Origin of the sequence: Mesorhizobium sp. CA13, assembly GCF_020165235.1 — a bacterium.
In the GTDB taxonomy this organism is placed as follows: domain Bacteria; phylum Pseudomonadota; class Alphaproteobacteria; order Rhizobiales; family Rhizobiaceae; genus Mesorhizobium.
In genome coordinates, this window is the sequence record NZ_JAIUHS010000004.1 from 188683 (window position 1) to 200799 (window position 12117).

Consider the following 12117-nt stretch of genomic DNA (forward strand, 5'->3'; position numbering starts at 1 on the left):
TCGCAGACATCAAACTCGAACCCGCGAGCGGAAAGGTCACCGCGCCATGCCTGGCGACAGTCACAGTCGAACGCAACCGCCGTCCGCCCTGACGTGACCTCGATGGTTCACGTCTTGCCGGACGGCAAGGAGTGAACCATGAACGATTTTTCCCCGGTAGCGGACGACGAGGCCGTCGCCATCGCCCGCATCCTTGCAAACGACCATGTCGCCGACGTGGTCGAAGCACTCAACCGCGAGTCGCGCGAAACGGCGACCGAGCTGCTTTGCGAAGTGCCGTTCGAGCGGCTGGTCGAGATTTTCGACCAGCCGGAGCTCGAGGGCGCGCCCGAGCTGGCGGAGGCCTTGCCTCGCGCCAAGGCGGGCAAGCTGCTTACCGCCATGTCGGTCGATCGCGCCGCCGACATCCTGCGCGATCTTGACGAACCAGCCCGCTCCGAGCTGCTCGGCGTGCTGGCGCCGCAGCTGCGCGCAACCCTGCTTTCGATTCTCGGTTACCCCGAAGACAGTGCCGCTTCGATCATGACGACGGAGTTCGTCAGCGTGCCCTCGGACTGGACCGTCGGCCGCACGCTCGACTACATCCGCAAGGTCGAGCGAACGCGCGAAACCGTCTACGCCATCTACATCGTCGATCCTGAGACGCATCTGCTCGTGCGCTCGACGGGCCTGCGCCGGCTCATCACCGGCGAGCCTGACGATTCGATCCTGTCGGTGGCGCCGGACCGCGCGCCGGTGACCGTCACGCCTTTGACCGATCGCGAAACCCTGGCGCAGACGATTTCCAAATACGATCTGCTCGCCGTTCCCGTCGTCGACCACGGCAAGATCCTCGGCATCGTCACCATCGACGACATTATCGACACGATGATCGAGGAGACGACGGAGGACGTGCATCGCTTCGGCGGCATGGAGGCTCTCGACGAGCCCTACATGAAGATGAGCTTCCTCGCCATGATCCAGAAGCGCGCCGGCTGGTTGTGCGCGCTGTTCGTCAGCGAGATGCTGACGGCCAATGCGATGCAGAGTTATGAAAGCGAGCTGGAAAAAGCGATCGTGCTGACGCTCTTCATTCCGCTGATCATGAGCTCCGGCGGCAATTCCGGCTCGCAGGCGACCTCGCTGGTCATACGCGCGCTGGCGTTGCGCGAGATCGGGCTTCGCGACTGGTGGCGGGTGGCGCTGCGCGAATTGCCCACCGGCCTCCTGCTCGGGGCGATACTCGGCGTGGTTGGCATCTGCCGCATCGCGCTGTGGCAGTATTTCGGCTTCTACGACTACGGCCCGCACTGGACGTTGATCGCCGCGACGGTCGGAACGGCATTGGTCGGCATCGTCACCTTCGGCTCGCTGTCGGGATCGATGTTGCCGTTCGCCTTGAAACGCATCGGCTTCGACCCGGCCAGCGCGTCGGCGCCGTTTGTCGCCACGCTGGTCGATGTCACCGGGCTTGTCATCTATTTCTCGGTGGCGCAGGTGATCCTGCGCGGCACGTTGCTGTAGCGGCTCTCCCAACTGCGCCGCGGCAAGCACCTTGCCGCGGCGCGTTTGTCCGTCAGCCGATGCGCTCGCCATCCTTCACGAGGTAGGTCGGCTTGTACATCGTCACAAGCTCTTCCGCGGCTGTCGGATGCACGGCCATGGTGCGGTCGAAATCATCCTTGACCAGCCCGGCCTTCAGCGGAATGGCGAGAAGCTGCGCCATTTCGCCGGCATCCGGCCCCAATATGTGCGCGCCGAGTACCTTCTTGGACGCGCCATCGACCACCAGCTTCATCAGCATCTTTTCGTCGCGCCCGGACAAGGTGTGCCGCATCGGCCGGAATGTCGCGCGATAGATCTCGATATCGGGGAAACGCTTGACGGCTTCGTCTTCCGACAGGCCGACCGTACCGATCTCCGGTTGCGAGAACACTGCGGTCGCGATCGTGTCGTGGTCGGGCGCGGTCGGGTTGCCCTTGAAGGCGGTCTCGACGAAGCACATCGCCTCGTGGATCGCCACCGGCGTCAGTTGCACGCGGTTGGTGACGTCGCCGATGGCCCAGATGTTTTCGACGTTGGTGCGGGAATACGCGTCGACCTGGATCGCGCCGGTCGCGGTCATCTCGATGCCGATGCCTTCCAGCCCCATATTCTCGGTGTTGGGGATGCGGCCGATGGCGAGCATCACCTGGTCGACCGTCAAGGTCTGGCCGCCGGTGAGCAACGCGTCGAGCCGGCCATCAGGCCGTTTGCGGATCCATTCCGACACGGCGTGGCAAAGGATCTTGATCCCCTTCTTCTCCATCGTTTCGTGCAGCATGCGCCGCAGGTCCATGTCGAAGCGGCTGAGGATCTCCTTGCCGCGATAGACCAGCGTGGTGTCGACGCCCAGGCCATGGAAGATGTTGGCGAATTCGACCGCGATATAGCCGCCGCCTTCGATCATGATCGACTTGGGCAACTGCTCGAGGTCGAAGGCCTCATTGGAGAAGATGCAGTATTCGTGGCCGGGCAATGCCGGGTGCGGCGCCGGACGGCCGCCGGTGGCGATCAGGATCTGGTCGGCGGTGACGGTACGGTCCCCGTCCAGAAGATGCACCACATGCGGGTCGACGATCATGGCGCGCGTATGAAAGGCCTCGCCACCGGCGCCCTCGACGTTCCTCTTGTAGATCGCCTCCAGCCGGCTGATCTCGCGGTCCTTGTTGGCGACCAGCGTAGGCCAGTCGAAACTGGCTTCCGGCACCGTCCAGCCATAGCCGGCGGCGTCGGCGAAATGCTCGGGAAATTGCGAGGCATAGACATAGAGCTTCTTCGGCACGCAGCCTCTGATGACGCAGGTGCCGCCGAAGCGGTATTCCTCGGCGATGCCGACCCGCTTGCCGAGCGCGGCGGCGACGCGCGCCGCCCTCACCCCGCCCGAACCGCCGCCGATGACGAAAAGATCGTAGTCGTAACCGGCCATTGCGCGGCTCCTTGGGCTTCGGAAAATGTGAGTGACAGGTAGGCCGCAAACCATCAAAAGAAAAGCCCGGGCAAGCCGGGCTTCACAGATGGCCGCAAGGGCCTTTGGAATGCAGGATCAGTTCTGCGTGTCGTCGGCAGGCGCCGACCCGTCGGCGGGGGCGGCGCCATTCGCGGGCGCGGCCGCATCGGCAGGCGCTGCCGGCGCCTTCGCCTTGGCAGCCGCCGCCAACGTTTCACCGACCTGCTGGGCGAGGTCGCGAGCAAGCCCGTTCTGCCAGATATCGGCGGCCTTCACCAGGTCGCGCGTAACGGCCGGGCCGCTGTCGAGGAGCTTCTTGCCGGAGTCTGAACTGTAGAAGGTCGCGATGTCGTTGAGTTCCTTCTCGGAAAACACCTTCGCATAGGCAAGCGCCGCTTCCTTCTCCAGGTCGGCCCGGCGCGAGGCCAGCGCCAGGGCCTTCTCGTTGATCGTCTTGGCGATCAGCTCCTGCATGTCGGGGTTCTTCTGGATGAGCTGCGATTCGAGAGCGGCGGCGGCCTGCGGCAGGATGTTGTCGAACGGGTCGGTCGCGTGGATCGCGGTGACCGCGGCGCGCGCCGCCTTCAGGTGCGCTTCCGTGACGTCCTGCGAGAACGCCGGCGAAGAGAAGGCGAAAACGGCCGATGCCGCCAGAAGGACGGAAAGGCGGCGAACCCGGTTATGCAACATCATGGTCGATAGAACTCCCTGTTTTTCAGGCGGCATGGACGGTTTGGATGCCATCGCCCCCGGCGGTGATGGCCGCTGACGCCAGCCCGATGAAAAGACCGTGCTCGACCACGCCGGGAATGGCGTGGAGAGCATTCGATAGCGCTCTTGTATCCGGAATGCGGCCAAAAGATGCATCGAGGATAAAGTGGCCGCCGTCTGTAACAAAAGCCTGGCCGCCCGTCATCCTCAATGTAACCGGACCGGAAAGACCGAGCCTTGCAGCCGCCTTGCCGACCGCGATTTCGGTTGCGCGCAGGCCGAACGGGTTGACCTCGATGGGCAGTGGAAAACGGCCGAGTGTCTCGACCATCTTGGACCGGTCGGCGATGACGATCATGCGAGCGGAAGCCGCCGCGACGATCTTCTCGCGCAGCAATGCGCCGCCGCCGCCCTTGATCAGGGTCAGCGCAGGGTCGACTTCGTCGGCGCCGTCCACAGTGAGATCGAGCTCAGGCGTCTCCTCCAGTGTCGACAGCGGCACGCCGAGCTCGCGGCACAGCGAGGCGGTGCGCTCGGAAGTCGGCACGCCGATGATGGTCAGGCCGGTGGCCACCTTGTCGGCAAGCAGCCGCACGAACTCGTCGGCGGTAGTGCCGGTGCCGATGCCGAGCCGCATGCCGTCGGTGACATGGGTAAGGGCCGCTCGCGCGGCTTCGACCTTCAACTGTCTTGCATCCATGCCGCTTTTGCCGCCCCGGAACCTGGTGTTTGGGGCTCCTACCATTTTTGCCGGTCCGGTCAAAGCTTTTGACCGTGGTTAAGCCCTTGGCGGCGGGGTAGGTTGATGATGCCCGGTATCCCGCCAATGGTATGCCCGTGCGGTCAGCGAGCGATGCGCGGCAACGTTCGTAGGAATTTTTTCTTAGGGACTATTGACTGGGTGAAGGCAGTTATGCTACATATTTGCCTATGGTGCAGATTTGCGCCGGGACCCGCCGCTCTGGCGGGTTTTTCATGCCTGGCGGCTTGTCGCGAATGCCCGGTCCGGGGAGCTTGCTTGCCTGAACGAGCTTGCCCGGCGCTTGCCTTGACGCGCCGCAGCCTTTATCGCCTGCCCATTGCATAAACTGCCCAGGATGGATCATGACCCGCCCGATCATCGTGTTCGACCTCGACGGTACGCTGATCGACACAGCGCCGGACCTGCTCGACAGCCTCAACCACAGCCTTGCCGCCAGCGCGCTCACGGCCGTCGACGAAGCCGGCTTCAAGCGTTTCGTCGGTCATGGCGGCCGCGTCATGATCGAACGGGCGCACGCCACCCAGCAACGGTCGCTCGATGTCGCGGAACACGACCGACTGCTGAAACTGTTTCTCGATCACTATACCGACAACATCCCCGGCAAATCGCGCCCCTACCCCGGCGTCCTCGAGGCGATCGCGCGCTTCGAGAAGGCGGGCTATCTCCTGGCCGTCTGCACCAACAAATACGAGGCAAACTCGCTGGCGCTGATCGAGGCGCTCGGCCTGACCAAACATTTCGCCGCGATTGCCGGCCAGGACACGTTCGCCTTCCGCAAACCCGACCCGCGCCACCTGACCGAGACCATCAAGCGCGCCGGCGGCGACCCGCATCGCGCTTTGATGGTCGGCGATTCGCAGACCGACATCGACACCGCCAAGGCCGCCGGCATTCCGGTCGTGGCCGTCGATTTCGGCTACACCGACCGCCACGTGCGAGAGTTCGAGCCCTCGGCGGTTATTTCTCACTTTGACGCGCTGACGCTGGACCTGGTGCAACGGCTGATGACCGCCGCCGCACACTGACGGACCACCCGGCATGGGTGCCGCAGGTCAAGAAATCCGATCCTTGCAAGAACGTCGGACATCGCCTTGACTTCCCCAGCCTGCCTCCCTTATATCGCGGCTCGCTTGGCCTTCGGGCAACGAGCGGGCGATTAGCTCAGCGGGAGAGCACACCCTTCACACGGGTGGGGTCGCAGGTTCAATCCCTGCATCGCCCACCATTTAACCACGTCAAAACGTTGGATTAGTTGGTCCTCACGGAAATCCCTGAAAGTCGGCACCGGCGCGTAACTGGCGCGCAACCCGAAAAAGCCTAGGCCTAGTGCAGAATCTTGGCGGGATGACGCTCTCGGTTCTCTACTGCGTTCCCATTGGGTGGGGTGCGAAATAAGCAGATATCGGAAGGTGACGAAAGCACGCTCCGCCTTACCCGAAGGCAATTGAACCGTCTTGCGAGCGGGCTTTAAGGGGCCTTGCGGGCGTCCAGCCTGCGCATAAGGACCGATGCCAGTGACAGGTGGTCAAGGCACAAGTCGATGGGGTCTACTACGTTGTCGTGCGCGCGCGGATTACGGATACCAGACATGGAGCCCGCAAACATGTGGCGGAATCCCAGCTGCTCGTCCTTATCGCTTGTCGAGACAAGGTCAGTGAGCTGGATTTTAGAATTTTTCTCCGTGAACGCGCCCATCATGAGATTAAAACCGCTATCCTGAATGCCAGACAAGGCTTTGATCTTGTTGTCTATGAACTTGAAAGCCTCGAAGGTGGCCTGTGAAAAATGGCCGTCATCGAAGAGCTTCTTCGACACCGTTGCAATTTCCGGGTGAATATTGCGCTCATCGAACGGATGGCCGCTCCGGCTTTCCGCAGCCGGGGTCTGGCCAACGTTCTTGGTGGCTCGCGCAACCCGTTCAAAAATCTCGAGCGCTATGCTCATGGAAACAGGTTGGCCCGAATGCTCTTGAAGATGGCGTCATAGGTCTCCTGCGTGCCTTCGGCGGGCAGGTTAATCTCAATGCGCACAGTCAGCGTCACGTCTCCTTTCTGCCCTTTCAGGACCGTGGCAACTGGCGGCTCCTGCAGAACCTCCTCAGCTTTGCCGGAAGCGGCTGCCTTCGGCACCCTTTTAGGCGGCGCGGTCTTTCTAGGCGCGCTCGGAGCCTTCATCCTCGGCGTGGTGCTCTCGTCTGTGGCGTGCCCAGCAAGGTCGCGCAAAGCAATGAAGACGTTGGCCTGTCGGCCCCCAATAACATCGCCGGTCTTGTCGGCGCTGCGGAAGTAGCCAATCAGCTGGTCGCGGCTCATTTCCCAAGCAGCGTCGCCGCGCAACTCGAAAAGCTCCGTATAGGCCGCCTTGATCAGATTGCCGAATGCCTCTTGGAACTCGGTGTCGTCATGTTTCGTAAGGACGGTATGGCCCACGTCAGTGCGTTTCCCCTCGCCATCAATAACATTCAAGAACTGAAGCACGTTGATGACGTAGCTTTCGTTCTGGGGCGCGAGGCCCAACTTCTTCACTGTGTCGGATGTCACAGTGGCTGGGAAACTTTTACGCAGGAACCCAATCATCTGGGTAATGTTGCGCGCACCGGAAATGTACGGGTGGGAAGCCATATTGAACCCCTCAAGTAAATATCGGATGCAAGCTACCAACTCTGGCGGGCGGTCAATGTTAGGAGGAGGTTATTCGGCTGAAAATCCTATGTATTCACAGCTCTCGTCGCGGAAGTCCAGCAGTGAGGCCTTCTCGCCGCGTAGCAGCGCCGGCGAATCCTAGTCCCATTGCAGATAGAAGAGCCAAAAGGGGTCCATGGACTGACACCGGCAATTTGATAACTCTCAACTTTGGGGAGTACGGTGACAGTCTGGACAGATATGCCTGATGACCTCTTTACACCCTGTTGTGCACTTTACGAGCCAGTTGGTGCACGCTGTAGCTCATCGAAAACGGCATTCTTGATGTATCGGCTGCTTCACGGTGGGGTCGCGGGTTCAATCCCTGCATCGCCCACCATCTCCTTTCTCGGCAATACCTCCATCCTCCGGTTCTGATGACGACAGCACGGCGCCTCGCAACGCGCCAGGCAGGGACGGTACGGCATTGCGCGGTCGCGGAACAAACCTGCACACAAGTGAGTTTCTGTGCGTGGAAACTTGAGGGAAAACCATGCCCAGACTTCTTCTATCGGCCAGCGTCGCCATTCTTCTCTTTGCCGCACCGGCTCTTGCCGCGGATGACAAACTGCTGCCGCCTCCCAACGCCAAGAAATTGTCTGACATCCTTGCTAAGGTCGAACAGCGCGATGGTTTTCGCTATGTCAAGGAAGTCGACTGGGATGACGGCGCCTACACCGTCACCTACTACACCGCCGACAAGGCGAAGGTCGAAATCACCTATGATCCGGTGACGGCCGAGCCCAGATAGCTTCGTTAGGAGACGTTGTGGAGAGCGAGCGCAGTTTTGCGATCCCTTCCCCGCAGTGATCACTTGAAATGCCGAGCCTATGGCGTGAGATGCGCCCGGCCCTTGCGCCAATGCACCTTTGATGGCTGATTACATCGGAGCGTCACGGGGGTGGGCATGGCGAAGCATGTGTTGAAACGCGTCCTGATGATGCTTACCGGCTATCTCGTCGCCGTGCTGATCGGCCTCATCGCCGTGGCGGCCATCTATGCCGTGCTCAGTTCCCTGCCCGACGCGCCGGGCTATTTCGACTTCATGGGTGTCACGCCGATCGCGGCACTGGCGGTGCCGCCGCTCGGCATGTTCATCTATTTCCTGACGATCGTGCTGACCGGGCTGCAGACCCTGGTCTTCGCGTTGATCGCCGAATTCTTCTCGTTGCGCAACGCCCTGCTGCACATGCTCTTCGGCGGGGCGGCGGCGGTCGGCGGCTTTGCCCTGATCTGGCCGAGCGCGCTGGAGGACATGGCCCCGGAGCGATGGGCCGACATCGGCATCATCGCCGCCGCCGGCCTGGTCGCCGGGCTTGTCTACTGGCTGATCGCCGGTCGCGACGCCGGTTTCCGGCGACCGCTCTTGGCCCGCTGAATTCTCAGCTCGACGGCGAGCGCGCCGCTTCGGTAGCGTCCAGGGCCTGCTTCAGACGCGTGTCCCGGTCATAGACGTCGTTGAAGTATTCGACCTTGCCCGACATGTCGGGCCATGCGGTGAAATAGGCAACATAGACCGGGATCGTGCGTGTCACATTCTCGGTCGAATGGCCGTGTTTCAGCTTCTCGGCGATATCGTCGACTGACGTGCCCAGCACCGCGGCCGCCATGCCGCGCGGATCCTGCAGGCGCACGCAGCCATGGCTGAGCGCGCGCATGTCACGCTGGAAGAACGATTTCTGCGGCGTGTCGTGCATGTAGATGGCGTGCTTGTTGGGGAACAGGATCTTCAATTCGCCCAGCGCATTGGCCTCGCTCGGCAGTTGGCGCACGCTGTAGGGGATGTTCGCGCCATAGCCGCCCCAGTTGACCGCCGATGACGGGATGCGCTTGCCGCGCGAATCGGTCACCTCATAGCCGGCCCGGTCGAGATAACCCGGATCGCTGCGCAATCTCGGCAGCATTTCGTTGACGATGATCGACTGCGGCACCCCCCAATAGGGATGGAAGTCGACCTGCTTGATCTGGTCGTAGAAGAAGGCGGTCTGGTTGGTGGTCCTGCCGATGACGGCGCGGGTTTTCAGCTTTTCCTCGCCATTGTCGATGTAGCTTGCCGTAAAGGCCGGCTGGTTGATGAAGACACGCGGACTGCCGAGGTCGGACGGCAGCCAGCGAAGTTCTTCCAGCGCCACCTGCACCTTGAGTAGCCGGTCGGCCTTGGACGTTCCGGCCAGCGACGCGACGGTGCGCGGTCCGATGACGCCGTCGCCCTTCATGCCCGCCTTTTGCTGCATCGCCTTGATGACCGGGACCAGCTCCGGCAGGTAGACCTCGCTGGTGACGAGCCGCGACAGCACTTCGCCATAGGCGCCGCCCATCTCGTCGTCGAGATTGCGCGCGATCAGGGTCAGCAGCTTGGGAAGCTCGGGACTGGTTTCGCCCGGCTTCAGCAACAGCTTGGGATCGACGACGATCTCGTTCTCGGCGCTCGCTTGCAGCGCTTCCAACTCGACGCGCAGCGCCTGGTACTCCGCGTTCTGCGGATGCCGCGATTCGAGATAGGTGCGCACTTCCTGGGTGTGCGCCAGCGTCTTCAAGACGCCTTCCATGTCGAGCGGCTTGGCGGGGAAATCATAGTAGCCGGTCATGCGATTGGGTTCGACACGACCGCTTTGGGCGTCATGGACATAGCGGAGCACGCGCGCGGACAACGCCATTTCGAAGCGCACGAACTCCTTCAGGCGTGCATCGGCATCGCCTGTCGTCGACGCAGCGGCGGGCGGCACGTCGACCGTGTAGTCGGACGGCGTCAGGCCGTAGCTCGCCGCCTCGCCGAGCACCCGCACCGCATCCTGCGCGCGGCTGTTGGCGCCGGCTCCGGTCACCCAGATGAAATCCGGATTGGCTGAATAATAGGCGATCAGCGCCTTGGCGATAGCGGGCTCCGCATAGAGCTCATAGTCGCTCAGTCCGGCGATTGCCTCGCGGAAGGCGTTGCCGGTGGCGGACGGCACGAAGGCGGCGTCCTGCGGCGTTGCCGGTTGCGGCGCTGCCATAAGCGCCGAGAAGTCGACGCGAACAAGCTTGTCGGCCTTGTAGGTGTAGTAGGAAGGGCTGCTGATCTTTACGCTGCCGCCGCCACCGCCGGCAGATACATTGGGTTTCGGCTTGTACCTTGGCGGCGGAGGGGGAAACTCACCTCGCGGCTCGTGCCTCACGCCGCCCCCGAAAAGCATGTCGAAAAGCCCCTGCGCGCCTGCTTGCGGCGTGCCCAGGGCCAGCGTCGCCGCGAGCGCTGCAAGCGGCAACGCGGTAGCTCTGTTTCCCGGCAATTTCATGGATCACCCGCTCCGGCTGCAACCGGCTCCCGTTCAGCACGCTCGACCGTCTTGCCCACCGCATGGCGGATGTAAGACGCAACTATACCGATTCATACCGATTTCGTTAAGCTTTCATAAATTTTGGAGCGGCTGTTGCAGAACAGTTTCACAACAACGTGACGGCCGGAGCGAACACAATCCGCTCCGGCCGTCGAGGTCAGTCGGGCGAGGTCAGGCGTTGGCGCCGCCGTCGATGGTCAGCGCGGCGCCCGTTACAAAGCGCCCTTCGGGGCCGGCGAGCCAGGCGACCATCCCGGCGACCTCATCGGCCTCGCCGAAACGCGGAGTGGCCATTTTTTGCCGTTGGTGATCCGCATGCGGACCGCCTGCCGGATTCATGTCGGTGTCCGTCGAGCCGGGATGAACGATGTTGGCGGTAATGCCGCGCGCGCCGAGATCGCGCGCCAAGGCCTTTGTCAGCCCGACAAGCGCGGCCTTGCTCGCGGAATAGGCGCTGAGGCTGGTGTCGGTCACGCGCTCCGCCAAATTGCTGCCGATGGAGATGATCCTGCCGCCCTCGCCCATATGTGCCACCGCGGCCTTGGAGGCGACGAACGGCGCTCTCAGATTGACCTCCATGGTTTCGTCGAAGTCGGCAAGCGACAGGGTGTCGACGGGCGCGGCGCGCCAGATGCCCGCGCTGTTGACCAGTATGTCGAGCCGTCCGAAGGCCGAGGCGGCATCGTCGACCGCCCTGGCAACTGCCGCGGCGTCGCGGTTATCGGCCTTGATGGCGATGGCGCGTCCCCCCTTGGCCTCGATTTCGCCGACCACCGCGCGGGCCTGTTCCTCGCCATTGACATAGGTCAGCGCCACGCTGGCGCCGTCTGCCGCCAGCCTGCGCGCGATCGCCGCGCCGATCCCGCGGCTGCCGCCAGTGACGAGCGCGGCCTTGCCGCTCAAACGGTTCGATGACATTGAGTTCTCCTTTATGTAACGATCGATACATAAATAACTGTCAGGCTTGCCCGGCCCCGTCAACTGAATTATGTATCGATCAGCACAGAAAGAGCATCATGTCGGAACGAGGCCGCCCCCGCACCTTCGACAGAACCGCCGCCTTGCGGCGCGCGATGGAGGTGTTTTGGGCCAAGGGCTATGAAGGCACGTCGATAAGCGACTTGACTCGGGCCATGGGCATCAACTCGCCGAGCCTCTACGCCGCTTTCGGCAGCAAGGAGGCGCTCTTCCTCGAAGCGACCGAATTCTACACGCAGGCGGAAGGCACCGATATCTGGACCGCACTGGACGAGGCGCCGACGGCACGCAAGGCGATAGAGGATTTCCTGCGCCAGACCGCCAGGGCCTATTCGCAGACCGATCGCCCACAAGGGTGCCTGATCACGCTCGGCGCGTTGCATCAGGACAGCTCGCGCGGCGCCATCTGCGACGACCTGCGCCGTCGTCGCGCCGAAAACCATGCAGCCTTGCAGAGGAGGCTGGAGCGTGGCGTGGCCGAAGGCGAATTGCCGGGGAGTTTCGACTGCGGGGCCGCCGCGACCTTCTTCGCGACCGTTCAGCACGGCATGTCGATCCAGGCGCGCGACGGTGCTTCGCTTGGTGCCCTGCTGGCGACCGTGAACGGGGCAATGGCGGCCTGGAAGACGATGGCCGCTACCGACGCGGCGTGACAAACGCCGGCCATTGTGCTCGAAATCCTAACGGACGGAGCGC

General features: G+C 62.7%; 12 protein-coding genes and 1 tRNA gene. 6 read left to right on the forward strand and 7 right to left on the reverse strand.

Annotation, left to right across the window (positions count from 1 at the left end; translation table 11 throughout):
• The first annotated feature begins 138 nt into the window (after positions 1-138).
• Positions 139-1503: a magnesium transporter gene (gene mgtE, locus LB566_RS12365; RefSeq protein WP_224624592.1), complete on the forward strand. Its 1365-nt coding sequence runs from the start codon at positions 139-141 to the stop codon at positions 1501-1503.
• Between the two features lie 52 nt (positions 1504-1555).
• Here the strand turns inward: mgtE and gor are convergent, their stop codons facing one another.
• The 3 genes from gor to rpiA form a co-directional block, all read right to left on the reverse strand.
• Complete coding sequence (gor, locus tag LB566_RS12370; RefSeq protein ID WP_224624593.1) at positions 1556-2947, reverse strand: glutathione-disulfide reductase; 1392 nt, start codon at positions 2945-2947, stop codon at positions 1556-1558.
• Positions 2948-3064: 117 nt separating this feature from the next.
• A complete protein-coding gene (locus LB566_RS12375; RefSeq protein WP_224624594.1) occupies positions 3065-3661 on the reverse strand; it encodes a DUF2059 domain-containing protein in 597 nt (198 codons plus the stop codon).
• Positions 3662-3683: 22 nt separating this feature from the next.
• On the reverse strand, positions 3684-4379 hold the full coding sequence (rpiA, locus tag LB566_RS12380; protein ID WP_224624595.1) for a ribose-5-phosphate isomerase RpiA: 696 nt from the start codon (positions 4377-4379) through the stop codon (positions 3684-3686).
• Positions 4380-4783: 404 nt separating this feature from the next.
• Here rpiA and LB566_RS12385 point away from each other — a divergent pair, with 404 nt between their 5' ends.
• On the forward strand, positions 4784-5467 hold the full coding sequence (locus LB566_RS12385) for a phosphoglycolate phosphatase (protein WP_224624596.1): 684 nt from the start codon (positions 4784-4786) through the stop codon (positions 5465-5467).
• A gap of 125 nt (positions 5468-5592) precedes the next feature.
• Positions 5593-5667: transfer RNA gene (locus LB566_RS12390), tRNA-Val, on the forward strand.
• A gap of 242 nt (positions 5668-5909) precedes the next feature.
• Here the strand turns inward: LB566_RS12390 and LB566_RS12395 are convergent.
• Positions 5910-6386, reverse strand: coding sequence for a TIGR02391 family protein (locus tag LB566_RS12395; protein ID WP_140674679.1), 477 nt, complete (start codon positions 6384-6386; stop codon positions 5910-5912).
• Positions 6383-7063, reverse strand: coding sequence for a DUF5343 domain-containing protein (locus LB566_RS12400; protein WP_140674676.1), 681 nt, complete (start codon positions 7061-7063; stop codon positions 6383-6385). Before LB566_RS12400 ends, LB566_RS12395 begins: the two co-directional genes overlap by 4 nt.
• Positions 7064-7616: 553 nt before the next feature.
• Here LB566_RS12400 and LB566_RS12405 point away from each other — a divergent pair.
• Together LB566_RS12405 and LB566_RS12410 are read left to right on the forward strand one after the other, a co-directional pair.
• Positions 7617-7874 carry a PepSY domain-containing protein gene (locus tag LB566_RS12405; RefSeq protein WP_224624597.1) on the forward strand — a complete coding sequence of 86 codons (258 nt, stop codon included), beginning with the start codon at positions 7617-7619 and terminating at the stop codon, positions 7872-7874.
• 156 nt (positions 7875-8030) lie between these two features.
• On the forward strand, positions 8031-8501 hold the full coding sequence (locus tag LB566_RS12410; protein WP_224624598.1) for a hypothetical protein: 471 nt from the start codon (positions 8031-8033) through the stop codon (positions 8499-8501).
• Between the two features lie 4 nt (positions 8502-8505).
• On the opposite strand, the gene LB566_RS12415 is transcribed toward LB566_RS12410, so the two are convergent.
• Entirely contained in the window at positions 8506-10401 is a 1896-nt protein-coding gene (locus LB566_RS12415) for a murein L,D-transpeptidase (RefSeq protein ID WP_224624599.1), read from the reverse strand.
• Positions 10402-10614: 213 nt separating this feature from the next.
• Positions 10615-11361 carry an SDR family oxidoreductase gene (locus LB566_RS12420; protein ID WP_140548474.1) on the reverse strand — a complete coding sequence of 249 codons (747 nt, stop codon included), beginning with the start codon at positions 11359-11361 and terminating at the stop codon, positions 10615-10617.
• Positions 11362-11459: 98 nt separating this feature from the next.
• On the opposite strand from LB566_RS12420, the gene LB566_RS12425 reads away from it, so the two are divergent.
• Positions 11460-12074, forward strand: coding sequence for a TetR/AcrR family transcriptional regulator (locus LB566_RS12425; protein WP_224624600.1), 615 nt, complete (start codon positions 11460-11462; stop codon positions 12072-12074).
• Positions 12075-12117: the final 43 nt, after the last annotated feature.

Bases quoted from the DNA above. Each gene is read 5' to 3' on its own strand.
- mgtE (WP_224624592.1), top strand. From the start codon at position 139: ATGAACGATTTTTCCCCGGTAGCGGACGACGAGGCCGTCGCCATCGCC.
- gor (WP_224624593.1), bottom strand. From the start codon at position 2,947: ATGGCCGGTTACGACTACGATCTTTTCGTCATCGGCGGCGGTTCGGGC.
- LB566_RS12375 (WP_224624594.1), bottom strand. From the start codon at position 3,661: ATGATGTTGCATAACCGGGTTCGCCGCCTTTCCGTCCTTCTGGCGGCA.
- rpiA (WP_224624595.1), bottom strand. From the start codon at position 4,379: ATGGATGCAAGACAGTTGAAGGTCGAAGCCGCGCGAGCGGCCCTTACC.
- LB566_RS12385 (WP_224624596.1), top strand. From the start codon at position 4,784: ATGACCCGCCCGATCATCGTGTTCGACCTCGACGGTACGCTGATCGAC.
- LB566_RS12395 (WP_140674679.1), bottom strand. From the start codon at position 6,386: ATGAGCATAGCGCTCGAGATTTTTGAACGGGTTGCGCGAGCCACCAAG.
- LB566_RS12400 (WP_140674676.1), bottom strand. From the start codon at position 7,063: ATGGCTTCCCACCCGTACATTTCCGGTGCGCGCAACATTACCCAGATG.
- LB566_RS12405 (WP_224624597.1), top strand. From the start codon at position 7,617: ATGCCCAGACTTCTTCTATCGGCCAGCGTCGCCATTCTTCTCTTTGCC.
- LB566_RS12410 (WP_224624598.1), top strand. From the start codon at position 8,031: ATGGCGAAGCATGTGTTGAAACGCGTCCTGATGATGCTTACCGGCTAT.
- LB566_RS12415 (WP_224624599.1), bottom strand. From the start codon at position 10,401: ATGAAATTGCCGGGAAACAGAGCTACCGCGTTGCCGCTTGCAGCGCTC.
- LB566_RS12420 (WP_140548474.1), bottom strand. From the start codon at position 11,361: ATGTCATCGAACCGTTTGAGCGGCAAGGCCGCGCTCGTCACTGGCGGC.
- LB566_RS12425 (WP_224624600.1), top strand. From the start codon at position 11,460: ATGTCGGAACGAGGCCGCCCCCGCACCTTCGACAGAACCGCCGCCTTG.